The sequence below is a fragment of the Pseudomonas sp. NFX224 genome (genome assembly GCF_048565165.1).
Lineage (GTDB): Bacteria > Pseudomonadota > Gammaproteobacteria > Pseudomonadales > Pseudomonadaceae > Aquipseudomonas.
The window spans coordinates 3,075,263-3,098,032 of sequence record NZ_CP183416.1; the positions used below are offsets into that span (position 1 = coordinate 3,075,263).

Sequence of the window (22,770 nt, forward strand, 5' to 3'; positions counted from 1 at the left end):
GCAATACCCACGGAGTGAACATGAAGCCAAATCTGCTGATCTTCAGCCGCGTGTCCTCGGAGCAAGTGCTGGCCGAGTTGGACGCCTCGTACAATGTTACCTACTGCGTCGATCCCCTTGGGGCAGACAAGGAGCGCTTCCTGTCGGCGCTCACTGAGGCCGATGCGTTGCTTGGCGCCAGTCTGAAACTGGATCGCACCCTGCTTGCACGTGCACTACGCCTGAAAGTGATCGCCAGCGTCTCGGCCGGGTACGACAATTACGATCTGGATTACTTGCGTGAGCGCAATATTCGCCTGACCAATACGCCGGACGCCGTAACCGAGACCACTGCCGACACGGCCTTCTTGCTGTTGATGATGGCGGCACGCCGGGCTCTGGAAATGGCCGATCTGGTGCGCCAAGGTAAATGGCAGGAGAAAAACATCGCCGACTCGCTATTTGGTACCGATGTCCACGGCAAGCGCTTGGGGATCATCGGCCTGGGCCGGATCGGCGCTGCAATCGCCAGGCGCGGGCACTTTGGCTTTGGCATGTCGATCCTGTACAGCGGCCAGTCCGATAAACCGGCGTTGGAGCATGAACTGGGCGCCCAACGAATGGCACTTGATCATTTGCTGGCTGAAGCCGATTTCATCTGCGTGTGCGTGCCCTTGTCAGATGCCACCCGGCATCTTATCGGGGCGCGGGAGTTTGCCCAGATGGGCGCGCAGAGTATCTTCCTCAACGTGTCCCGAGGCCAGGTAGTGGATGAGGCCGCGCTGATCGATGCGCTTCAAAAGCGCAAAATCCGTGCGGCGGCACTCGATGTATTTGCTCAGGAGCCATTGCCCGCGGATTCGCCGTTGCTAGCGTTGAATAATCTGTTGGCGCTGCCTCACATCGGTTCAGCAACCCGCGAGGCCCGGGCACTGATGGCACGCACGGCAGCGGCTAATCTGAAGTGTGCGCTTGAGGGAAAAATGCCACCAGATGCCGTGGTCTAGGATGACACCGGCGCAGGCTCTGAGCCGCGCAGGTGTAAGATTGGGTGTTTTCGTCACACCTTAAAAATCGCAGCCCCCGGGTTGCGATTTTTATTACCCGAATCGAGGACACACTCATGGACCGCTTCCAGGAAATGCAGGTCTTCGCTGCTGTCGCCCAGGACCAGGGATTTTCTGCTGCGGCGCGGCGGTTGGGCCTTTCGGCGGCCAGTGTCACCCGGGCGGTGGCCGCGCTTGAGAGGCGCATCGGCACGCAATTGCTCACCCGCACGACACGCAGTGTGCATCTGAGTGAGGCCGGTCAGCGTTATCTGGAAGATTGTCGGAGGATTCTTGCCGAGGTGCAGGAAGCCGAGGATTCGGCGGCGGGTAGTCACGCCCAGCCTCGTGGGCAACTGACGATCACCGCGCCGGTTTTGTTCGGTGAATTGTTTGTCACACCGTTGATGGTGGATTTTCTGACTCAGTTTCCGGACGTCATGATCAATGCGCTGCTGGTTGACCGGGTGGTGAGCGTGGTGGAGGAGGGCGTCGATGTGGCGGTGCGCATTGGCGATCTTCCCGATAGCAACCAGCATGCAATCCGCGTGGGTGAAGTGCGGCGAGTCATCGTTGCGTCACCGCAGTTTCTGGCGGCCAATGGTCGACCGACACATCCGCAAGATTTGGCTCAGGTACCGATCATTGCGACGTCGTCGATCGGTCAACAGAGAAGCTGGCCGTTCCTTGAAGGTGACGAGCCACTGAGTGTGCGCACTGAGCCGCGTCTGGTGGTGACGGCGAATCAGGCCGCGATTACCGCCGCGGCGCTTGGTCTGGGTTACACCCGAGTCTTGTCCTATCAAGTGGCGAGCAAGATTGCGACCGGGGAGCTGGAAATCGTTCTGGCCGAATTCGAAGTCCCGCCACTGCCAATCCACGTGGTTTACCAAGGGGGACGCAAAGCGCCGGCACGGGTCCGCAGTTTTGTCGACTTTACGGTGAAGGCACTCAGGGAGCATCCGGCCTTGCAGGACTGACCGGTTGTTTCACTGGGTGAAATAATGGATTGCGTTTGCTGGTTATTCTGTTGTTTCCGTGACTGGTAGAAGATGACTGCCATCGGTGCTGATCTCTCCCGAACAGCGCCACTCACTCGCGGAGTCGTCCATGCAAGCCATCAAACTCTACAACTTCCCACGTTCCGGCCACGCTCACCGCGTGGAACTGATGCTTTCGCTGCTGCAACTGCCGACTGACTTGATCTTCGTCGACCTCGCCAAGGGCGAACACAAGAAGCCCGAGTTCCTGGCGCTCAATGCGTTTGGTCAAGTGCCGGTGCTGGACGATCAGGGTGTCGTGTTGGCCGATTCCAATGCGATCCTGGTTTATCTGGCCCAAAAATATGGCAACGGTCGCTGGTTGCCTGCCGATCCGGTTGGCGCTGCAAAGGTGCAACGCTGGTTGTCCGCCGCCGCGGGTCCCATCGCTTTTGGCCCCGCGCGGGCAAGGTTGATCACGGTGTTTGGTGCGCCTTACAACGCTGACGAAGTGATCCCTTACGCCCACACCGTGCTCAAGGTGGTCGATAAAGAATTGGCCAACACGTCGTTCCTGGCCGGCAGCGAGCCGACCATCGCCGACGTGGCTGCCTACAGCTACATCGCCCATGCACCGGAAGGCAACGTGTCGCTCGACGACTACGCCAACATCCGCGCCTGGCTGGCACGGGTCGAAGCCTTGCCCGGTTTTGTCGGCATGCCGCGCACTGTCGCCGGCCTGCAAAAAACTGCCTGACGTTTGTGGCCCGACCTTGTCGGGCCCTTTACGCTGTGCCGCTGGCGCAGGGGAGAAGCCGTAATGGAACGTTCACCGTGGCATGCAGGCGAGATCCAATTGCAGGCTCATATCGGTGTCAGCGAGCGAATGGAGGTGCTCGGTCGCAGGGTGATTCGCGATCACATGCCGGACCAGCACCGTACGTTCTATGAGCAACTGCCGTTTATGTTGTACGGCGCTGTGGATGCAGACGGAAACCCGTGGGCCAGCGTGCTTGAAGGGGATGCCGGTTTTGTTCAATCACCAGAGCCTCAGTTGTTGCAGTTCAGCAGCTTGCCTGCGGCAGATGATCCAGCGCAATTGGACGGTGGCGCGGCCATTGGTCTTCTGGGTATCGAACTGCATACCCGTCGGCGCAACCGCATCAATGGCCATATTGGCGCGATGACGGCGAATGGTTTTGCCGTGACGGTGGATCAGTCTTACGGCAATTGCCCGCAGTACATCCAATTAAGGCAGTTCCGTTCGGTGCCGTTGGCGGATCCGGCAACACGTCCTGCGCAGCACTTCAACGAGTTGGATGATGCGGCCAAGGCCATGATCGCCGAAGCAGATACCTTCTTTGTCGCCAGTTATGTGGACGTCGATGGCGTACGCTCGGTGGATGTTTCACACCGGGGTGGCCAGTCGGGTTTCGTACAAGTGGAAGGCGATCGCCTGACCATCCCGGACTTTGCCGGTAACCTGTTTTTCAACACGTTGGGCAATCTGCTGGTCAATCCTCGAGCCGGTTTATTGTTCATCGATTTCAACTCGGGAGACCTGCTGCATCTCAGTGGGCGCACCGAAATCATCCTTGATGGTCCGCAGGTCGAAGCCTTTCAAGGTGCCGAACGTTTGTGGACGTTCCACGTGGAACACGTCGTGCGTCGTCCCGCCGCTCTGGCCCTGCGCTGGCGTTTTGACGGTGTCTCGCCCACCAGCTTGCTCACCGGCACCTGGGAGCAAGCTGCCGCTCGTCTGCAAGCCAAGGCACTGGGCGATCAATGGCGGCCACTGCGGGTGGTGCGGATCGAAGCGGAAAGCCAGCATATTCGCTCGATTTATCTTGAGCCCGCTGATGGAGCCGGGTTGCCACTGTTTCAGGCTGGGCAGCATTTACCGCTGCGCTTCAACATTGATGGCGAGGTGCATGTCCGCACCTACAGCCTGTCGAGTGCGCCGTCCGATGATTTTTTCCGTATCAGCGTGAAGCGTGACGGCCGGGTATCTTCGCACCTGCATGAACACATCCGCGTTGGTGATTTGCTGGAGGCGCGCTCACCTCAAGGGCATTTCACCGTCGCGCCCCATGAACGTCGGCCACTGGTGTTGCTCGCTGCCGGGGTGGGTATCACGCCGCTGCTGTCGATGCTGCGCGAGGTGGTCTATCAAGGTTTGCGCACCCGTCGAATTCGCCCGACCTTGTTTTTGCAGAGTTCGCGCACCCTCGCAGACCAGCCGTTTCGTCCTGAGGTGGATTCCTTGCTTGAGAGCGCCGGTGACGCGGTCAAGGTGGTTCGCCTGCTCAGTCAACCGGAGCTCGACGCACGGGAAGGTGAAGACTTCGATTTGACTGGGCGGATCGATGTCGCACGACTCTCAGAACTGCTTGAGGTCGAGGATTACGATCAACTGGATTTTGTCCTCTGCGGCCCCGGCAGTTTTACCCAGGCGCTGTACGACAGCCTGCGAGAACTGGACATTCGCGACGCACGGATTCATGCCGAAACCTTTGGCCCTTCAACGCTGCGCCGACAACCCGACCCTGACGCGGTCGTGATCGAGCAGCCGCCCGCCGCGACCACTTCAGTGCCGGTGGTATTCCAGCGGTCGGCCAAGGAAGCGCGGTGGCAACCCGATGGCGGCAGTCTGCTGGAGTTGGCGGAAAGTCGTGGCTTGCACCCGGAGTTCAGTTGCCGTGGCGGCTCCTGTGGCACCTGCAAAACACGCTTGATCAGCGGTCAGGTGAATTATCCACAACCACCGGCAGAAGTACCGGATAAAGGGCATGTGCTGATTTGCTGCGCGATTCCGGCTCAGGGTTCGCAACCTTTGGTCCTGGATTTGTAGCAGGTGCTGAAGGCAGCAAAGCAGACGTAGAATCAGACACCGCGATCCGTCAGCATGGACGACTGCTGCGCAGCCGAACGCAGCCTTTGGCAGCGGCTACAAAGGGTCTGATTCAACTCTGGGAGCTTTATGTATTTTTTCGTTCGTCTGGCGGTTTTTCTTACCGCGTGGGCGCTTCTTACGGGTTGCGAACGCCAGGTCTCACCACCGCTCGACCAACAACTCTACATCTGGCAACGGCGATGGACACCGGCCCATGAATCGGCCCTGCGGGACAGTCGCGCAGATTTCTCCACCTTGCGCGTGCTCGCTTTGCAGGCCTTTCCTCGGGCGGGTTGGAGTCGGGCACACATAGATCCGCAGCTGCTCAAGCGCGACGGCCGACCGCTGATTGGGGTGATTCGCCTTGATGGTCAACTCAAGTCGTTGAATCAGGACGACGTCACGGGGCAGATTCAACAACTGATCAGTGATTGGCAGGCACAAGGCCTGAACCTTGCCGGCGTGGAAATCGACCACGACGCAGGCAACGCCCGGCTACCGGCCTACCGCGACTTTCTGGCGCACTTGCGCGCGGTGCTGCCGGCGTCTTTGCCGCTGAGCATCACCGCATTGCCGGCTTGGCTCGACAGCCCGGAATTGCCGGCGCTGTTATCCACAGTCGACAGCAGCGTATTGCAGGTGCATGCGGTGAGTGATCCGCGTCGTGGCCTGTTTGATCCGGATCAGGCCCGGCAATGGGCGAAGGCCTGGAGCCACATCACCGCGAAACCCTTCTATCTGGCATTGCCGGCCTATGGTGTGGCGCTGTTGCCCGGCGCCAGCGGTGCACCCGTCGTTGAGAGCGAAATACGCATTGAACGTGATGGCGAGCGCCGGGAGTTGCTGGCCGATCCGCAGCAGCTAAGCAAGCTTGCGACCCAATTGCGCGATGATCCACCGGTGCATCTGGCCGGCCTGATCTGGTTTCGTCTCCCGTTAGCCAATGACCGTCGGGCCTGGAGTTTGACGACGCTTCGCGCCGTGTCGCGTGGTGATGCCCTCGATAGTCGATTGGCGCTGAAACTCTCAGTAAATGAAGGCCTCTATGACATCGCCATCACCAACGATGGCAACCTCGACAGTGCCTGGCCTGAGCGATTGACACTGGCGGTGCAGGGCTGTGAGGGTGCGGATGCGCTGGCCGGTTATGCGTTGCAACAAAGCCCGGATCTGCTTACCTTCACCCGCCTGCGTGAAGGTCGGATAGCGGCCGGCGGTGAGCGCGCCATCGGTTGGGCGCGCTGCGCAAAAATTGATCAAGGAGCTTCGAATGTTCACCCGTAACTGGCCACGCCATCTGCTCTGCCTCAGTCTCAGCTTACCGCTGGGGTCGGCGCTGGCGTGCGGGCCGGACTTCCCCATGCGCCTGTTGGACAACCGTGGCCAGTCGCTGGCGGAACTGCCGGAAGGCAACTTCAATTTTGAAGTCAGTCGGTTAGGGCATGCGATCGCCGGGCTGAAAAATGTCAGCGTAACGGCCTACAGCATGGAAGAGTCCGACCATGCCGAACAGCGCAGCGAGGCCGAGCAAAACGGTTTGAGCGCCGAGCAGCAAGCCTTGGTGAAGCAGCTGCGTGGCCTGACCGATGCCCGTCAGGTCGAAGCGCAAGGCGCGAGCCTGCCAACCGAGATCAGACTGTATCTGGCGGGTGCCGTGGCGTTTGCAGCCGAGGACCAGGGTTTGGCGGCGGACTATTTTCAGACGGTGCTCGCGCTGCCAGCGGATCAGCGGACTTTGCGCAGCACGTGGGCGGCCTATTCCTTGGGTCGGGCATTGTTCGCCATGAGCTCTGAAGCGGGCGCGACGCCAGACCTGCTGGCGCAATCACGCAAGGCGTTCGAGCAAACCCGGCAATTGAGTATCGACGGCTTCAGTGACCCATTGGAATTGGGCGTCGCCAGCCTCGGTGAAGAGGCTCGCGTGGCTCGGGCTGCGGGCGACTGGAACAGCGCCATCGAACTTTACGCTACGCAAAACCTTCACGGTTCGGCGGTGGGCTACACCTCGTTGAAGGTGTTGATGGCCGATCTGGCAGCGATGCCCGAGGCGGAACTGGCTGACTTGCTCAAGAATAAACCGGTGCAGCAATTGGTGACCGCGTCGCTGATCAGTCGAGTGGGTTGGTCATTCGGCGAACAACCACCGAACGAACTGAAATTGATCAAAGTGCTGCAAAGCAGCACTCGCGGCAGCCTCGATAACGCCGATCGCCTGGCTGCTGTGAATTATCAACAAGGCGACTACGCCAGTGCCAAGGGGCTCCTCGAGCACGCCGGCGATGGTGGGCTGGCGTGGTGGTTGCGGGCCAAACTGGCGATGCGTGATGGCGACAAAATCGCCGCGGCGGCAGCTTATGCCAAGGCCGCTCAGGCCTTCCCGCAGAATGAGTCCTGGGGCGATCGGCGAACGCCTGACTACGATTACGAAACGCTTCAACCCAAGTGCCGGGTCGAGGGTGAAAGCGCGATTCTGGCCCTGCAGCGCGGGGATTACCTGCAAGCGTTCGATCAGCTCTATCGCAGCCAAAGTATCTATTGGTTCGACGCGGCAACGGTTGCCGAGCGTGTACTGACCCTCGAAGAACTCAAGCACTACGTCGACACTCAAGTTCCGGCACCGCCGCCGCTTACCCAGCAGGAGCGCGATAGCTACGTGCCGTTGCCAGTGGCGGCGAGCCTGCGCAATTTGCTCGGGCGGCGTTTGTTGCGTGAAGGGCACTATGAAGAGGCGCCGGCCTATTTCGATAACGACGGTTTGCGCCATAAGGCCAAGCTGTATGGCGAGCAACGTCTGGCGGCCGATGCCGCGTGGTGGCCGACCCGTCGCGCTGCCGCCTTGTTCAATGCCGCGTGGACGGCCCGCGAGTGGGGCATGGATATCCTCGGCTATGAAATGGCCCCGGACTACGCCACATTCGGCGGTAACTACAGCCTTGAAAATGTGGAGTTGAAGGTCAGTCCGCTGGTGGCCGAGGACGAAGTGAAGCGTCAGCAGGCCAGTGCCGCCCAACCCGACCTGCGTTACCACTACCGATTTGTCGCCACGGGTTTGGCCAGCCGCGCTGCCGACAATTTGCCGCCTACCAGCCAGGCGTTTGCCGCGGTGTTATGCGAAGCGGCCGGGTGGAACAGCAGCCTTGAAGATCAAAGCGCGCTCTATCAGCGTTACGTCAAGGAAGGCCCGTTTGTGGAGTGGGCAGCGGACTTCGGCCATCAGTGCCCTTATCCCGACTTCGAGAACGCCGACAAGCGCTATGTCACCCAAGTTACCGACTCGGCTCGTTCGGCGCTGCGCCCCTACAAGGCAGCGCTGCAGGTCGGCAGCGTGCTGGTTGTTGTGGCGGCGGCGTTGTGGCTGATTGTTCGTCGTCGGCGCAAGGTTGAGTGACGTTCAAGCCTGTTGAACGAAGGTCAGCCGCACGGCGAAACCAATCAACAGGCTGCCGAACAACCATTGTTGCAGGCGTTGGGCCGATGGGCTGCGTTGTAACCATCTGCCGAGCGCGGTGCCGGCCAGGGCGTAGGCGCTATCGAACAGCAACCCCACGGCGACCAGCACCACGCCCAGGATGGCGAATTGCGCGAGTACCGGTCCAGCCTGCGGGTTAATGAACTGCGGTAACAGGACCGAGCAGAACAGCAGCGCTTTGGGGTTGAGCAGGTTGGTGAGCAAACCGCGCTGGACGGCGTCCCGACAACGCGGCTTTTCGCCAGTGGGAGGTGCGCCGTTCAGGTTCGGCAACAGGGGTGAGCGCAGGCACTGAATGCCGAGCCACAGCAGGTAGGCGGCGCCGGCGAGACGGACCACGTCGAACGTCCAGGGCGCTGCCTTGAACAGGGCCGCCAATCCCAAAGCTGCCAATGCCACATGGCAGCCTCGAGCGATGGCCAAACCCACGGCAGTTGCCAGCGCCGCGCCTTTGCCCTGGCGAGCACCGGTTTGCAAAAGCAGGATCATGTCGGGGCCGGGCAACAGATACACCACCGCCAGCGCCATGAAAAACAGCCAGAGTCCCGCCATGTTGCACCCCATTCGTTGTCGATTCGGTACGGCCAGTCTAGGGCGCAGAGGCAGGGCAGGTGCTTGCGTAGTTTGCTTCTAATGCACCATGGATTGGCATAATCTGCCGCTCTGTAAGAGAGAAACCATCAGGATCTGCCAAACAATGAAACTCGATTTTTTTGATCGCAAGATTCTCGCCGCGCTGCAACGGGATGGGCGCTTGAGCAATGTGCAACTGGCGGACGAGATCGGCCTGTCCGCGTCGCCCTGTTTGCGGCGGGTGCGGATGCTTGAGGAGGCCGGGGTGATTCGCGGTTATCAGGCCAATCTGGATCGCGATGAAATCGGGCTCGGTTTGACGGTTTTCGTCGGTGTGAAAGTCGAGCGCCACAACGACGAACAGGCCGACGCTTTTCGCCTGGCGGTGACGGCATTACCGGAGGTGATTTCGGCGTTTCTGGTGTCGGGGGAATCGGATTTTCTGTTGCAAGTGGTGGTGCCGGACCTGCGTGCCTATGACCGGTTTCTCACGGGACGGTTGTTGAAGCTGCCGGGCGTGAGCGATATCCGCAGCAACTTTGCGATTCACACGGTGAAGTCGCCGGGGGCGTTGCCGTTGGAACATTTGCCTGTGTAAAGCGCAAAGATCGCAGCCTGCCGCAGGCTGCGATCTTTTGATGGGTTACATCTGCGTCGCCATCCCCTCCACATTCATCGCCGCCTGGCGCAACGCCTCGGAGCGGGTCGGGTGTGGGTGACAGGTCAGGGCAATGTCTTCGGCGGAGGCGCTGAACTCCATGGCCACGCAATACTCGCCAATCATTTCACTGACGCTCGGGCCGACCAGGTGCACGCCGAGAATTTCGTCAGTGCGTTCATCGGCCAGCACTTTGGCGAAGCCTTCGGTTTCGTGGTTGATCTTCGCCCGGCTGTTGGCGGTGAAGGGGAACTTGCCGACCTTGTAGGAGCGGCCCTCGGCCTTCAATTGCTCTTCGGTTTTGCCGACGCTGGCTAGTTCCGGTTTGGTGTAGATCACGTTGGGAATCAACTCGTAGTTGACTTCGCCAGCCTTGCCGACGATCTGCTCGACGCAGGCCATGGCTTCATCCTCGGCCTTGTGCGCGAGCATGGGCCCGGACGTCACGTCACCAATTACCCAGACCCCGGCCGCTTCGGTGCGATGCCCTTTATTGGCGAGCATGCCGCGTTTGTCCGTGGCCAGACCGACGTTCTCTAGCCCCAGGTACTGTGTATAAGGTCGGCGTCCGATGGCCACCAGCACATAATCGGCCTCCAGCATTTCAGCGGTGCCACCTGCGGCGGGTTCAACGCTGAGCTGCACGCCGGTAGCCGAGGTGGTGGCACTGGTCACTTTCGAACTCAATTTGAAGCTGATGCCTTGCTTGCTCAACGAGCGTTGCAGGGTTTTGCCTGCTTCGCCGTCGACGCCAGGGCAGATTCGGTCGAGGAATTCGACCACTGTCACCTGTGCACCCAAGCGACGCCACACCGAGCCCAACTCCAACCCGATCACACCCGCGCCGATCACCACCAAATGCTTTGGCACTTCTGTCAGCGACAGGGCGCCGGTGGAGTCGAGGATACGTTTGTTATCGATGTCTACGCCGGGCAGGGGAGTGGGCTCGGAACCGGTGGCGATGATGATGTCTTTGGCGCTCAGGTCGGTCTTGCCGCCTGCGCTATCCGTCACCGTCACTTTGCCCGGTCCGTCGATATGACCCCAGCCCTTGATCCAGTCGACTTTGTTTTTGCGAAAGAGAAACTCGATGCCCTTGGTCAGGCCGGTCACGCTTTCATCTTTCTGTTTCATCATCTGGAGAAGATTGAGCGTCGGTTTGACTTCGATGCCCAGGTTGGCGAATTCCGCGCCCATGGCCGCGTCGTAGAGTTCGGAGGCGTGCAGCAACGCCTTGGACGGCATGCAGCCGACGTTCAGGCAGGTGCCGCCCAAGGTTGCGCGTCCTTCTACGCACGCCGCTTTCAAGCCGAGTTGGCCGGCGCGTATCGCCGCGTTGTAACCGCCGGGGCCACCGCCCAAAATCACGACGTCATAAGTGCTCATGGATCTACTCCTGGAAAGGGGATCGGGAGGGGTAAACGTAGTTCCTGAATAAAATTACGAACATAATATGTGCGTTGTAACGCGTTTCGGTCAAGGCTTCAGCCAAGCGACAGGTTGAGCATCTTTAGATAGTGCAATTAAGCACGAAAATTTCACTGTTTTCGTTATATCGTAACGAATTGCTATGTGAGCAACGCTGAACACTGGGGTGGTATGCAAGTCGATCTCGATGTAGAGGGGGCGCAGGTGGCGGAGCTGCCGCGCTTCCAGCAGGCGGTTTTTCAAGGGCGGCGCCTGCGTTTGTTCGCCATTGGCCTGGGTGCGCTGGCGGCAGTGGGGCTGGTGCTGGGTTTTTTTGTCGGGCTGTTTGCGTCGCAGTCGCTTTGGCCGGCGCTGTTGTTCAATCAAAGCGCCGCGTTGCTGGTGTTGGTGGCCGGTCTGCAATCTGCCTGGTGGGTGACGCAATGGCGAGCGCGGGCGATGAATCCCGTGTTGCCGGTGGTCGTCGAGCAAGCAGTCGAAGCGCCGACGGGTTGGTATGAACGGCTGCTGGATCGCATGGGTCAACGCTGGCTGAACCTGCTCAAACAAATCGGTGCACCGACGTTGTGGCTGGGCGGTTGGGCTTTAGTGATATTGCTCAGCGTCAAACAGGTCTGGAACCTTGGTTTACCACCCGCAGCGCTGGGCTTGTCGGCCACTGTCGGCGCAGCCCTGGCGTTGTTGCTGGCTTTCGGTTTGCTGGTGCTGGAGCGCCAACTGGCTCAGGAAAACTCGGCCGCGTGGCCCGAAGCCGGCGCAGTGGCGCAGCTGTCTCGCGTAGCGATCATCAGCCTCGTGCTCGGTGCGTTGTGCCTGTTGTTCGGCAGTGAAACCTCGGTGTGGCCTGTGCGACTTGCGGTACTGATCGGCCTGTTGCCGGGTTTGGTTGCCGTGGAGTTGTTGTTGCGCGCCGTGTTGTCACTGTTCAGTCCTCGCCGTGAACAGATCGAACCGACATTGCTGGCGCGTAGTTTTGTCGCGGACATGCTGCGTTGGCCACCGCAACCGCTGCTGGCGTTGCAGCACGAATTGCACAACCGCTTTGGCATTGATCTTCGGCAGATCTGGGCATTCACTTACATGCGTCGGGCGTTTTTGCCGGTGCTGGCGGTGGTAGCAATTGTGGGTTGGTCCCTTACCGGCATCCACGAAATACCGCTGCAAGGCCGCGGAATCTATGAGCGTTTCGGCAAACCGGTGGCGGTGTTCGGCCCCGGTTTGCATGCGGGTTTACCGTGGCCATTGGGCCGAGTACTGAGCGTCGAGAATGGCGTGGTCCACGAGTTTGCCACCAGTGTCGGCGATGCTTCCGCCTCGATACAGGTTGCCCCCGCCGAAGGTCCGGCGCCGATCACGGCCAACCGCTTGTGGGACGCGAGCCATGTGAATGACAAATCCCAGGTCATCGCCAGCAGCCGTGCCGACAAGCAGAGCTTTCAGATCGTCAACATGGACGTGCGCTTCGTCTACCGTATTGGCTTGAGCGATCAGGCGGCGTTGGCGGCAACTTACAACAGTGCGGATGTGCCGACATTGATCCGCAGCACCGCCAGCCGGATTCTCGTTCACGACTTCGCTTCGCGGACCCTCGACGGTTTGCTCGGTGAGGACAGGGTAGGGCTCGCTGAAGACATTGGCAGGGCCGTGCAGGCGGACCTGCAGAAGCTCGACAGTGGCGTGGAAATTCTCGCCACGGTGGTCGAAGCGATCCATCCGCCAGCCGGGGCAGCCAATGCCTATCACGGTGTGCAAGCAGCGCAGATTGGTGCCCAGGCATTGATCTTCCGTGAGCGTGGCGCGGCGGCCGAAGCCACCAATCAGGCGCAATTGCAGGCCAGCATCGCTCGCGATCAGGCAACGGCGAGTGCCCGTGAAATCAACGCCAGTGCACAAGCCACAGACCTGAAATTCAGCGCCGAGCAAAAGGCTTACGCCAGTGCTGGTCAGGCCTTTGTGCTTGAGCAATACCTCAGTCAACTGTCCCAAGGCTTGGCCAACGCCAAACTGCTGATCCTTGACCATCGCCTGGGCGGCAGCAGCAATGCGCCAACCATCGACCTCCGTACCTTCACGCTGCCGGTTGACCCTGCGCCGTCGCGTCAAACCGCCCAGCCAGGAGCTGCCCATTGAGCCAGTCGCACACTCATGATCACGATGATCACACCGGCCACGATCATGGCCATGGCGGGCATCATCACCACGGTCACCATCACCATCACGGTGATCCACAGGAAGCTGGCCCGTTTCCCTGGCGGCGCATGGCTTGGGCAGCGTTGCTGGTGGCATTCGCCGTTGGCGCCGCGAGCCTGGTGCAGGTGAGGTCGGGGGAGGCCACGGTGATTACCCGTTTTGGTAACCCGTCGCGAGTGTTGCTGGAGCCAGGCCTTGGCTGGCGTTGGCCGGCGCCATTCGAAGCGGCGATTCCGGTTGATTTGCGTCTGCGCACCACGTCCAGCGGTTTGCAGGACGTGGGCACGCGGGATGGTCTGCGCATCATCGTTCAGGCTTATGTGGCGTGGCAGGTGCAAGGCGATCCGGACAATGTGCAGCGTTTCATGCGCGCTGTGCAGAATCAGCCGGACGAAGCCGCGCGGCAGATTCGTACCTTTATCGGTTCGGCACTGGAAACCACGGCCAGCAGTTTCGACCTGGCCAACTTGGTGAACACCGATGCCAGTCAGGTGCGTATCGCTGATTTTGAAGCGCAGCTGCGTCAGCAAATCGATCAGCAGCTACTCACCACCTACGGCGTGCGTGTGCTGCAAGTGGGCATCGAGCGGCTGACGTTGCCGTCGGTCACGCTCACCGCCACGGTCGATCGCATGCGCGCCGAGCGCGAAACCATTGCCACCGAACGCACCGCCATCGGCAAACGTGAAGCGGCGCAAATTCGCTCCGCCGCCGAGCGTGATGCGCGAATCGTGCAAGCCGATGCCACCGTCAAAGCGGCTGACATCGAAGCGCAATCCCGTGTCGAAGCTGCACAGATTTACGGTCGTGCATACGCGGGCTCGCCGCAGCTTTACAACTTGCTGCGCTCGCTCGACACGTTGGGCACGGTGGTCACACCAGGCACAAAACTGATTTTGCGTACCGATGCCGCGCCCTTCCGGGTGTTGGTGGACGGTCCGCCGAGCCTTGATAACAAGCCCGGATCGCAGCCATGAGTTTGGTTCCACGTGGAACAAATGAGTTGAGCAGCCCCTGGATTCAAGCCGGGCGCCTGGCGTTTCTTGCGTTGTACGCAGTCACGGTACTGGCTGCGTTGGCGTGGGCATTCTCCAATGTTCGGCAAATCGATCCGCAGAATCGCGCAGTGGTTTTGCACTTCGGTGCGCTGGATCGCATCCAGAATGCCGGGTTGTTGTTGGCCTGGCCGCGACCGTTTGAACAAGTGATTTTGTTGCCAGCTACGGATCGGGTGATCGAGCGTCGAGTGGAAAATCTTCTGCGCAGTGATGCGGCGTTACAAGCCGATCGCGTGGCCAGTTTTGCCACACCGATCAGCGATGCCCTGGCGGGCTCCGGTTATCTGCTGACCGGTGACGCCGGGGTAGTGCAACTCGATGTCCGGGTTTTCTACAAGGTGACCGATCCCTACGCTTTCGTGCTGCAAAGTGAACACGTGCTGCCTGCACTGGATCGCCTCGTCACCCGCAGTGCTGTGGCACTGACGGCGGCGCGTGATCTGGACACCATTCTGGTGGCACGTCCGGAGCTGATCGGCGCCGATAATAAAGCGGCTGAAAGACGCGAACGCCTGCGCGGTGATCTGGTGCAAGGCATCAATCAACGACTCGCGGAATTGACGGCAACCGGACAGGGGCTGGGGATCGAAGTGGCGCGGGTCGATGTGCAATCGAGTTTACCCGGCCCTGCGGTGAACGCGTTCAATGCGGTACTGACGGCCAGTCAGCAGGCCGACAAAGCCGTGGCCAATGCTCGCACCGAAGCCGAGAAACTGACCCAGACCGCCAACGAGCAAGCCGACCGCACGTTGCAAGTCGCCCACGCCCAGGCGAGTGAACGGTTGGCCAAAGCGTCGGCTGACACGGCCACGGTATTGAGTCTGGCCAAAGCTCAACAACAAGGCACCGATCCGCAAATGCTGCTGCGACTCTACCGTGAGCGGATGCCGAAAATTCTGAATCAGGCTGGCTCGGTGACCACGGTCAATCCGAAAGATGATTCCCGCCTGATCATTCAGGGAGCTGCACAATGACTGCGCAAACCGCCGCTGCACCGAGCCTGTTGTCCTCGGCCGAACAACGCAGCGCCGCCCGCCAACTGACCCTGGCCATGCTCGCACTTGGCTTGCTGGCGCTCGGCCTGGCCTGGCGCTGGTTGTCGCCGGAGCAGACCGGTGTCAGCCAATTGCTGCTGGGTTTTGCATCCTTATTGGTGGCCGTGCCGGTGATGCGTTCGGCTTGGTACAGCCTGCGCTATCCGAGCTTGCACGGCATCACGGATCAGTTGATCGCGTTGGCCATGCTCGGTGCCTGGGCCACCGGCGATCTACTGACGGCTGCGTTGCTGCCGATCATCATGATCTTCGGCCATGTGCTGGAAGAGCGCAGCGTGATCGGCTCACAGGAGGCCATTCATGCCCTCGGCAAACTGACGCGCAGCCACGCACGAAAGCTCCAGGCCGACGGTTCCATCATCGAAGTCGACAACGGCACGCTCAAGGCGGGTGACCAGGTGGAAGTGCGTGCCGGTGATCATGTACCGGCGGATGGTCGGGTGTTGTCCGGTCAGGCGAGCCTGGACACCGCTTCGATTACGGGCGAATCGGTGCCGATGGAGGCCGGTGTCGGCATGTCGGTGTTTGGTGGCGCGATCAACCTCGATGGCCTGCTGCGCATCGAAGTGACCCGTACCGGCCACGAATCGACCCTCGGCAAAGTCATCGCACTGATGCAAAACGCCGAGCGCTCCAAGCCACCGATCACGCGATTGCTCGAACGCTACGCCGGAAGCTACATGGTGTTGGTGTTGCTGTTGGCGGCGGTGACCTGGTTCATCACCAACGATGCCCAAGCGATGCTCGCGGTGTTGGTGGCCGCGTGCCCTTGTGCGTTGGTGCTGTCGGCACCGGCGACCGCGATCGCCGGGGTAGCGGTGGCGGCGCGGCACGGGATTCTGATCCGCAGTTCGGCGTTTCTCGAAGAGCTGGCGGACCTGACGTCGCTGGTGGTCGACAAGACCGGTACCCTGACCTTCGGCACGTTGCGCCTGCAGTCAATCGACAGTCCGCTGGAGGATCGCAGCCATGTGCTGAAGCTCGCCGCCAGCCTCGGTTCCGCCAGCAGCCATCCGGTCAGCCGCGCGTTGGCCGGGCTGGTGACCCAGGAGCATTTTCTGCTGCTCACGGATATTCATGAACGTCAGGGTTTGGGCGTGGTGGCGATGACGGAGCAGGGCGAGGCTGCACTCGGGCGACCTGAACTGTTCGCTCAGTTGCAGATTCCCACCTCAGCCGTTCCCGAACACGACGGCCCGATTGCCGGGCTGGCGCTCAACGGTGAATTCCTCGCCTGGCTGTTACTGGCCGACAGCGTCAAACCCGAAGCCAGGTTTGCCCTGAGCGAATTGCGCGACTTGGGATTGGGTCGGCAACTGTTGCTCACCGGTGACCGGCAAAGCGTCGCGCACACGCTGGCGCGGGATGTTGGCATCAGCGATGTCGAGGCGCAGGCCTTGCCCGAGGACAAGCTCAATCGCGTGCTGAAAGAAATCGGTAACGGATTCAGGCCTATGGTGGTGGGCGACGGCATCAACGATTCGCTGGCCCTCAAGGCCGGTGTGGTCGGCGTGGCCATGGGCGCGGGTGGTGCGGACATCGCGTTGGCCTCGGCCGACATCGTCTTGATCGGCAGTGACTTGCGCCGCCTGGGCACCTGCGTGCGCTTGAGTCGCCAGTGCCGGCACACCTTGCAGGTCAACGTGATTATCGGTATGGGCTGGACGCTGGCAATCGTTGCATTCGCAGCCTTCGGCTGGCTCGGTGCGGCGGGGGCGATGATTGCCGCGTTGCTGCATAACCTCAGCACTTTGTTGGTGTTGGGAAATGCCGGGCGCCTGCTGCGGTTTCAGGAGCCATTGCTCAAGCTCAAAGACGAGACCTGAGTGAAGTGAGCTTTTTTAGAACTGTCTGCTGTGTTCGCAGTCATTTAGGGTGAGGACACAGCAGTTTTTTGTGGGTTCGTGAGGGTGTTTTCAGCCTTGGGAATCATAGAAAACGGCTATTAAATCGATAGCCTGCTATTTTTCAAGGATGGTCTACCCTCTCATCAGACGTCTGAAACAAGGGGGGATTATCCATGCTCGCGCAACTTCCACCGGCCTTACAGAATCTGCAATTACCGCTTCGCTTGCGACTCTGGGACGGCCATGAATTCAATCTGGGGCCGACACCCAGCGTCACGATTGTGGTCAAGGACCCACAACTGGTCACCCAGTTCACCCATCCAAGCCTCGACGCGCTCGGAGCGGCTTTCGTCGAGGGCAAACTGGAACTTGAAGGCTCCATCAGCGACGTGATCCGCGTCTGCGATGAATGGACTCAGGCTTTACTGGATGAGGACGACGACAATCAGCCTGTGCGCACCGTCCACGACAAGGATACTGACGCCAAGGCAATTTCCTATCACTACGACCTTTCCAACGCTTTCTATCAGCTGTGGCTCGACAGCGACATGGCGTACTCCTGCGCTTACTTCGAGACGGGCAGTGAAACCCTTGAACAGGCTCAGCAGGCAAAATTCCGCCATTTGTGCCGCAAGTTGCGTCTGCAACCTGGCGAGTATTTGCTGGACGTCGGTTGTGGTTGGGGCGGGCTGGCGCGGTATGCCGCCCGGGAGTTCGGCGCAAAAGTGTTCGGCATCACCCTCAGCAAGGAACAACTGGCCCTGGCCCGCGAGCGCGTAAAAGCGGAAGGGCTGGAAGACATGGTCGAGTTGCAGTTGCTCGATTACCGCGATCTGCCCCAAGACGGGCGCTTCGACAAAGTGGTCAGCGTCGGCATGTTCGAACATGTCGGTCATGCGAACCTGGCCGAGTATTGCAAAACCCTGTTCGGCGCGGTGAAAGAGGGCGGCCTGGTGATGAACCACGGAATCACCGCCAAGCACATCGATGGTCGACCGGTGGGACGTGGTGCCGGTGACTTCATCGAGAAGTACGTGTTCCCCAACGGCGAGCTGCCGCACCTGTCGATGATCTCTGCCGAAATCAGCGAAGCAGGGCTTGAGATCGTCGATGTCGAGAGTCTGCGCTTACACTACGCACGCACGCTGGATCACTGGAGCGAGCGCCTTGAAGACAACCTTGAGGCCGCCGGGAAACTGGTGCCGGAACAAGCGTTGCGCATCTGGCGTTTGTACCTGGCGGGTTGCGCCTATGCGTTCGCCAAGGGCTGGATCAATCTGCACCAGATCCTTGCGGTGAAGGCTCATCCCGATGGCAGCCATGAACTGCCATGGACCCGCGACGATATCTACACGCCTTAAAGAATCGGAGAAATGAGCCGGGCGACCCGCATTCCGACCTTTTGCAGGCGGTGGGTCTCCTGGCCTTCGTCCTTGGCGATTTCGTGAGCCTGGGCGAAATCATCGTTGAGCATCTGTTCCACCTTGGCGGCAAACACGCTGTCGACGGTCAACAACATCACTTCGAAATTCAGCCGGAACGAACGGTTGTCCATGTTGGCGCTGCCAATCGCGCTGATTTCGTTGTCGATCAACACCACTTTCTGATGCAGGAAACCGGGTTCGTAGCGGAACACCCGCACGCCCGCGCGCACCGCTTCAAAGGCATACAGGCTGGAGGCTGCGTACACGATCCGGTGATCGGGTCGTGACGGCAGCAAAACCCGCACATCGACACCGCGCAAGGCCGCCAGGCGCAACGCCGCGAATACCGGTTCGTCGGGGATGAAATACGGGCTGGTGATCCACACTCGTTCAGTTGCTGCGTGGATGGCTTCGACGAAGAACAGTGAACACGTTTCGTAGGAATCCGCCGGTCCACTGGCGAGCAATTGGCACAGTACGCCGTCCTCCGGGTAGACCTCCGGCAGGATCAGCGGCGGCAGCGAGCGGGCGGCCCAGAACCAGTCTTCGGCGAAGGATTCCTGCATACAGGCGACCACCGGACCGCGTACTTGCACATGGGTATCGCGCCAAGGTGCGAGGGGCGGCTTCTCGCCCATGTATTCGTCGCCGACGTTGTGTCCGCCGACGAAGCCGAGAATGCCGTCGACCACGACGATCTTGCGGTGATTGCGGAAGTTGACCTGGAAGCGGTTGAGCCAGCCGCTGCGGGTCGCAAAGGCTTTGACCTCGACGCCACCATCGCGCAGCGCCTGCACATAACTGTGGGGCAGGGAATGGCTGCCGATGCGGTCGTAAAGCAGGTAGATCGCCACGCCTTCAGCGGCTTTTTCCAGCAGCAGGTTTTGCAGCCGTTGGCCGAGGCGATCGTCGTGAATGATGAAGAACTGGATCAGTACCGCTTCTTTGGCTTGGCGGATGGCATCAAAAATCGCATCGAAGGTGGCCCGGCCATTGATCAGCAGCTGCACTTCGTTGTTTGCCAGGCAGGGCATGCGTCCGAGCTTCGGCATCGCCCTCAGGGATGCATAAGCGTTGGATGCACGAGCGGTCAGCGCTTCTTCGACCCACGGCCGCCAGTTGAGATCGGAGATGGCCTTGCGCATTTCTTCGTTGGCCTGGCGCCGCGCCTTGATGTAGCCGTCGAAGGTACTCCGGCCGAACACCAGATAGGGGATAAGTGTCAGGTAAGGCATGAACACCAGGGACAGGGCCCATGCGATCGAGCCTTGGGCGGTCCGAACGGTCAACACGGCATGGATCGCGGCGAGCGTGCCCAGGGAGTGCAGCAGTGCGATGGCGTAGCCGAAAATATGCGGTCCGAAATAATCCATGGGGGCAGCCTTGCTCCTGAAGATTCAATGCGTAACAGACCATGTTCCGGGCAGAATGTCGCTATTTAATTGGCCCATGAACCGAAGCCCGCGGCTGACGTCTAACGGCCACTACTGATCAGGAGTTACACGATGAACGTTCGTCTGCTGGGTTTGGCCTTTACGCTGGGTTTGGCACTTCCTGTGGCTGCTCAGGCGCAGATGCTGCAACCGGGTTTGTGGGAGTTGACCACCAGCAACATGAAGGTAGATGACCAGAACCTGCCGGATCTGCAACTGATCCTCGGTCAAATACAAAGCCAGATGACCCCTGAACAGCGCGCGCAGCTGGAGAAACAGGGCATCACCATGGGTGGCAAAGGGATCCGGGCGTGCCTGACGCCAGAGCAGGTCAAGAGCGATGATATTCCGCTCACCGACCCGCAATCGGGCTGCAAGCAGGAAATCACCGATCGCACCGGCAACCAGTGGAAATTCCGCTTCAGCTGCCCGAAAGCGCAAGGTGCGGGAGTCGCCACGTTCCTCAGTGACCGTGAGTTCACCACCAAGGTCAACGGCACGTTCAATGCCACCGGCATCAACCAGAAGGGTAGCCTCGAGAGTCGCGCCGTGTGGTTGGGGCAAGATTGCGGCACGGTCAAACCACGCGCTTAAAGCCTCGCAGGCAAGCCGCGCTCCCACGGGTCAGATCATCCCGGTGGGAGCGCGCCTGATGAGCTCAACCACTCACACACCGCCTCAACCTTCATCCTGCCGAAATCCTCTCCGGTGCGACTGCGCACACTGACAAATTCGCCGGCCTTTTCCTTCTCGCCGACCACCACCAGGTACGGCACCGTCTGACTGTGATGGCGAATCTTGTAGCGGACCTTTTCGTTACGCAGGTCTGCGCGGGCGCGCACACCGCTGCGGCGCAGACGCTCGGTGACTGCATGGGCGTAGGTTGTCTGCCGGTCATCCATGCTGACGACCATCACATGGGGCGGCAGGCGCCACTGCTGCAGTTCCTGGTGGCTGGACCAACAAGTTCCATAGATGCGTTGTTGCAGGGTGCCGTTGATGTGATCGAGGGCAAATGCCTGCAACACCTTGGTGGTGGGCACATGCGGTCCTGTCGTCAAATACTCGGTGTCGCCGAGGCGATACAGCGCCAGGTTGTCGGAGGGCGTCTGGCGTCGGCGGATCGAATGGTTGGTCGCCGCCAGTGATTGCATGCGTGCTTCGATCAGCGGCAGGTCAGTCGACGACAGCGGGCGCTCGACATCAAACTCACAATAGAACCCGTCACCCAGCACCGAGCCCGTGCGCAATTGCGCATGGGCGTGCAGTTGCTTGACCGCCATCGCCAGCATCAGCGAACAAGAGCGTCGCAGGATCTCCAGGCCGTCGGGCTCTTGTGACGTCACGATGCTGACCCGGGCATCGGCCCGGATCATAAATTCACAGTCCACCAACACGCCGTCCACCCGGCCCGCTACCACAGCGTTGGCCAGCCCGGGGCCAATACTCGCGGCAACTTCATGAACGGACAGCGGTTGATCGTATTCTCGCAATGAACCATCGGGCAGGGTGATCTGGATCATGATTGTTGTTCTCGAATGCTTCGATCACACGCACTAGCGGATAAACCTTAGAACCAAAACCGGGCCGCTGTCATGTAGACATTTGTCGTGCCGGTTTAAAACTCGTTCTGCAGGGCTTTATAGCTGCGCACCACGCCGTCCTGGATGTTCGAGTTAGCACCGATAGAGATCGGCTGCATATCGCCGCAGCCGTCTACTTCATCTGCGCGGATCGCCGCGTAGGGACCGACGAGGACGTTCTCGCCGATCACCACTTTGCCGCCGATGATTGCGGTTTTATCCACGTAGGCCGACTCGGCAATGACCGGCAAATCACCAGAAGGGTTCTTGCGGATCATGGCTTGCTCAACGCGTTGTACAGGGTATTGAGGTTGTATTCGAACAACCCGGTAAAAGTGCTCGCCGGACCACTCGCCGCGAGCGCATCCGAGTACAGGGTGCCGCCAATCCGGGCGCCGCTTTCGTCGGCGATCTGCTTGAGCAGACGCGCATCCTTGATGTTTTCCATGAACACCGCTTTGACCTTGGCCTGACGGATCTGAGTGATCAACGAAGCGACTTCGCTAGCCGAAGGCTCGCGTTCGGTGGACAGACCTTGCGGCGCCATGAAGTCGATGCCATAGGCCTGACCGAGGTAACCGAAGGCATCATGGGACGTCACGATCTTGCGGTTGCCCGGCGGCAACGAACCGAGCTTGGCCTTCGCTTCTGCGAGCAGGGCATGGATCTGTTTCAGGTAAGCCTGGCTGTTGCGCTGGTAGTCGACCTTGTTGGCCGGATCGGCAGCGATCAATGCCTTGGTGATGTTGCTGATGTACAGCTCGGTGTTCGCCAGATTGTGCCAGGCGTGCGGATCGGGAACGGTTTCGCCGTCTTCATCCAGATCGCGCGGAATGATGCCGTGACTCGCACTGATCACTGGCGCTTTGGTTTCGGTACTGGTGACCAGGCGATCCAGCCATGGCTCGAATCCCAGGCCGTTCTTGATGATCAGTTTTGCTTTCAACAGGGCTTGGGCGTCGTCGGGTGTCGGCTCGTAAGTGTGAGCATCGGCGTCGGGGCCGACCATATTGGTGATCTGGATGTGGTCACCGCCGACCTGATGGGTCATGTCAGAGAGGATGCTGAAACTGGTGACCACCTGAAGTTTCTCAGCGGCAGACAGCGACATCGACAGCATCAAACTGAACAGCACGAGTAAAGCGCGCATCGGG

At 60.2% G+C, this 22,770-nt stretch carries 18 protein-coding genes and 1 pseudogene; 13 read left to right on the forward strand and 6 right to left on the reverse strand.

The features are described from left to right. The first annotated feature begins 20 nt into the window (after positions 1 to 20). From ACNYC6_RS13805 to ACNYC6_RS13830, 6 genes are all read left to right on the forward strand, one after another. Positions 21 to 986 (forward strand): 2-hydroxyacid dehydrogenase, encoded by a 966-nt coding sequence (locus tag ACNYC6_RS13805; protein WP_419712729.1) that lies wholly within the window; start codon positions 21 to 23, stop codon positions 984 to 986. A 116-nt stretch (positions 987 to 1,102) separates the two neighbouring features. Continuing rightward, complete coding sequence (locus ACNYC6_RS13810) at positions 1,103 to 2,005, forward strand: LysR family transcriptional regulator (protein WP_419712730.1); 903 nt, start codon at positions 1,103 to 1,105, stop codon at positions 2,003 to 2,005. Positions 2,006 to 2,135: 130 nt separating this feature from the next. Beyond that, the gene (locus ACNYC6_RS13815; RefSeq protein ID WP_419712731.1) at positions 2,136 to 2,762 is read left to right on the forward strand and encodes a glutathione S-transferase family protein; all 627 of its coding nucleotides are present in this window, start codon (positions 2,136 to 2,138) and stop codon (positions 2,760 to 2,762) included. 63 nt (positions 2,763 to 2,825) lie between these two features. Then, positions 2,826 to 4,856 (forward strand): pyridoxamine 5'-phosphate oxidase family protein, encoded by a 2,031-nt coding sequence (locus ACNYC6_RS13820; RefSeq protein WP_419712732.1) that lies wholly within the window; start codon positions 2,826 to 2,828, stop codon positions 4,854 to 4,856. Between the two features lie 129 nt (positions 4,857 to 4,985). After that, entirely contained in the window at positions 4,986 to 6,182 is a 1,197-nt protein-coding gene (locus tag ACNYC6_RS13825) for a DUF3142 domain-containing protein (RefSeq protein ID WP_419712733.1), read from the forward strand. Continuing rightward, positions 6,169 to 8,286 (forward strand): hypothetical protein, encoded by a 2,118-nt coding sequence (locus ACNYC6_RS13830; RefSeq protein ID WP_419712734.1) that lies wholly within the window; start codon positions 6,169 to 6,171, stop codon positions 8,284 to 8,286. Before ACNYC6_RS13825 ends, ACNYC6_RS13830 begins: the two co-directional genes overlap by 14 nt. Before the next feature lie 3 nt (positions 8,287 to 8,289). On the opposite strand, the gene ACNYC6_RS13835 is transcribed toward ACNYC6_RS13830, so the two are convergent. After that, the gene (locus ACNYC6_RS13835; RefSeq protein ID WP_419712735.1) at positions 8,290 to 8,919 is read right to left on the reverse strand and encodes a LysE family translocator; all 630 of its coding nucleotides are present in this window, start codon (positions 8,917 to 8,919) and stop codon (positions 8,290 to 8,292) included. Between the two features lie 145 nt (positions 8,920 to 9,064). On the opposite strand from ACNYC6_RS13835, the gene ACNYC6_RS13840 reads away from it, so the two are divergent. Then, positions 9,065 to 9,538, forward strand: a complete 474-nt coding sequence (locus ACNYC6_RS13840; RefSeq protein WP_419712736.1) for an Lrp/AsnC family transcriptional regulator — start codon at positions 9,065 to 9,067, stop codon at positions 9,536 to 9,538. Positions 9,539 to 9,583: 45 nt separating this feature from the next. Here the strand turns inward: ACNYC6_RS13840 and lpdA are convergent, their stop codons facing one another. Beyond that, complete coding sequence (gene lpdA / locus ACNYC6_RS13845; protein WP_419712737.1) at positions 9,584 to 10,984, reverse strand: dihydrolipoyl dehydrogenase; 1,401 nt, start codon at positions 10,982 to 10,984, stop codon at positions 9,584 to 9,586. Between the two features lie 213 nt (positions 10,985 to 11,197). Between lpdA and hflK (ACNYC6_RS13850) the strand changes: the two genes are divergently transcribed. The 5 genes from hflK (ACNYC6_RS13850) to cfaB all read left to right on the forward strand — a co-directional run bounded on the left by hflK (ACNYC6_RS13850) (position 11,198) and on the right by cfaB (position 18,537). Then, positions 11,198 to 13,156 carry a protease modulator HflK gene (hflK, locus tag ACNYC6_RS13850; protein ID WP_419712966.1) on the forward strand — a complete coding sequence of 653 codons (1,959 nt, stop codon included), beginning with the start codon at positions 11,198 to 11,200 and terminating at the stop codon, positions 13,154 to 13,156. Then, positions 13,153 to 14,193, forward strand: coding sequence for a protease modulator HflC (gene hflC / locus ACNYC6_RS13855; protein WP_419712738.1), 1,041 nt, complete (start codon positions 13,153 to 13,155; stop codon positions 14,191 to 14,193). Before hflK (ACNYC6_RS13850) ends, hflC begins: the two co-directional genes overlap by 4 nt. Further along, complete coding sequence (gene hflK / locus ACNYC6_RS13860) at positions 14,190 to 15,248, forward strand: protease modulator HflK (protein WP_419712739.1); 1,059 nt, start codon at positions 14,190 to 14,192, stop codon at positions 15,246 to 15,248. Before hflC ends, hflK (ACNYC6_RS13860) begins: the two co-directional genes overlap by 4 nt. Next, entirely contained in the window at positions 15,245 to 17,155 is a 1,911-nt protein-coding gene (locus ACNYC6_RS13865; RefSeq protein ID WP_419712740.1) for a heavy metal translocating P-type ATPase, read from the forward strand. Before hflK (ACNYC6_RS13860) ends, ACNYC6_RS13865 begins: the two co-directional genes overlap by 4 nt. A gap of 194 nt (positions 17,156 to 17,349) precedes the next feature. Further along, positions 17,350 to 18,537, forward strand: a complete 1,188-nt coding sequence (cfaB, locus tag ACNYC6_RS13870; protein ID WP_419712741.1) for a C17 cyclopropane fatty acid synthase CfaB — start codon at positions 17,350 to 17,352, stop codon at positions 18,535 to 18,537. On the opposite strand, the gene cls is transcribed toward cfaB, so the two are convergent. After that, the gene (gene cls, locus ACNYC6_RS13875) at positions 18,534 to 19,973 is read right to left on the reverse strand and encodes a cardiolipin synthase (protein WP_419712742.1); all 1,440 of its coding nucleotides are present in this window, start codon (positions 19,971 to 19,973) and stop codon (positions 18,534 to 18,536) included. The genes cfaB and cls overlap by 4 nt on opposite strands. A 132-nt stretch (positions 19,974 to 20,105) precedes the next feature. On the opposite strand from cls, the gene ACNYC6_RS13880 reads away from it, so the two are divergent. Then, positions 20,106 to 20,627 carry a DUF3617 domain-containing protein gene (locus tag ACNYC6_RS13880; protein WP_419712743.1) on the forward strand — a complete coding sequence of 174 codons (522 nt, stop codon included), beginning with the start codon at positions 20,106 to 20,108 and terminating at the stop codon, positions 20,625 to 20,627. Positions 20,628 to 20,662: 35 nt separating this feature from the next. On the opposite strand, the gene ACNYC6_RS13885 is transcribed toward ACNYC6_RS13880, so the two are convergent. The 3 genes and pseudogenes from ACNYC6_RS13885 to ACNYC6_RS13895 all read right to left on the reverse strand — a co-directional run bounded on the left by ACNYC6_RS13885 (position 20,663) and on the right by ACNYC6_RS13895 (position 22,766). After that, positions 20,663 to 21,556 carry a His/Gly/Thr/Pro-type tRNA ligase C-terminal domain-containing protein gene (locus tag ACNYC6_RS13885; RefSeq protein WP_419712744.1) on the reverse strand — a complete coding sequence of 298 codons (894 nt, stop codon included), beginning with the start codon at positions 21,554 to 21,556 and terminating at the stop codon, positions 20,663 to 20,665. Between the two features lie 128 nt (positions 21,557 to 21,684). Further along, positions 21,685 to 21,894 (reverse strand): annotated as a pseudogene (locus ACNYC6_RS13890) (carbonate dehydratase); the annotation flags it as partial. Then, positions 21,891 to 22,766: a metal ABC transporter substrate-binding protein gene (locus ACNYC6_RS13895; RefSeq protein ID WP_419712745.1), complete on the reverse strand. Its 876-nt coding sequence runs from the start codon at positions 22,764 to 22,766 to the stop codon at positions 21,891 to 21,893. The gene ACNYC6_RS13895 and the pseudogene ACNYC6_RS13890, both read right to left, overlap by 4 nt. Positions 22,767 to 22,770 lie beyond the last annotated feature (4 nt).

Bases quoted from the DNA above. Each gene is read 5' to 3' on its own strand.
- ACNYC6_RS13805 (WP_419712729.1), top strand. From the start codon at position 21: ATGAAGCCAAATCTGCTGATCTTCAGCCGCGTGTCCTCGGAGCAAGTG.
- ACNYC6_RS13810 (WP_419712730.1), top strand. From the start codon at position 1,103: ATGGACCGCTTCCAGGAAATGCAGGTCTTCGCTGCTGTCGCCCAGGAC.
- ACNYC6_RS13815 (WP_419712731.1), top strand. From the start codon at position 2,136: ATGCAAGCCATCAAACTCTACAACTTCCCACGTTCCGGCCACGCTCAC.
- ACNYC6_RS13820 (WP_419712732.1), top strand. From the start codon at position 2,826: ATGGAACGTTCACCGTGGCATGCAGGCGAGATCCAATTGCAGGCTCAT.
- ACNYC6_RS13825 (WP_419712733.1), top strand. From the start codon at position 4,986: ATGTATTTTTTCGTTCGTCTGGCGGTTTTTCTTACCGCGTGGGCGCTT.
- ACNYC6_RS13830 (WP_419712734.1), top strand. From the start codon at position 6,169: ATGTTCACCCGTAACTGGCCACGCCATCTGCTCTGCCTCAGTCTCAGC.
- ACNYC6_RS13835 (WP_419712735.1), bottom strand. From the start codon at position 8,919: ATGGCGGGACTCTGGCTGTTTTTCATGGCGCTGGCGGTGGTGTATCTG.
- ACNYC6_RS13840 (WP_419712736.1), top strand. From the start codon at position 9,065: ATGAAACTCGATTTTTTTGATCGCAAGATTCTCGCCGCGCTGCAACGG.
- lpdA (WP_419712737.1), bottom strand. From the start codon at position 10,984: ATGAGCACTTATGACGTCGTGATTTTGGGCGGTGGCCCCGGCGGTTAC.
- hflK (WP_419712966.1), top strand. From the start codon at position 11,198: ATGCAAGTCGATCTCGATGTAGAGGGGGCGCAGGTGGCGGAGCTGCCG.
- hflK (WP_419712739.1), top strand. From the start codon at position 14,190: ATGAGTTTGGTTCCACGTGGAACAAATGAGTTGAGCAGCCCCTGGATT.
- ACNYC6_RS13865 (WP_419712740.1), top strand. From the start codon at position 15,245: ATGACTGCGCAAACCGCCGCTGCACCGAGCCTGTTGTCCTCGGCCGAA.
- cfaB (WP_419712741.1), top strand. From the start codon at position 17,350: ATGCTCGCGCAACTTCCACCGGCCTTACAGAATCTGCAATTACCGCTT.
- cls (WP_419712742.1), bottom strand. From the start codon at position 19,973: ATGGATTATTTCGGACCGCATATTTTCGGCTACGCCATCGCACTGCTG.
- ACNYC6_RS13880 (WP_419712743.1), top strand. From the start codon at position 20,106: ATGAACGTTCGTCTGCTGGGTTTGGCCTTTACGCTGGGTTTGGCACTT.
- ACNYC6_RS13885 (WP_419712744.1), bottom strand. From the start codon at position 21,556: ATGATCCAGATCACCCTGCCCGATGGTTCATTGCGAGAATACGATCAA.
- ACNYC6_RS13895 (WP_419712745.1), bottom strand. From the start codon at position 22,766: ATGCGCGCTTTACTCGTGCTGTTCAGTTTGATGCTGTCGATGTCGCTG.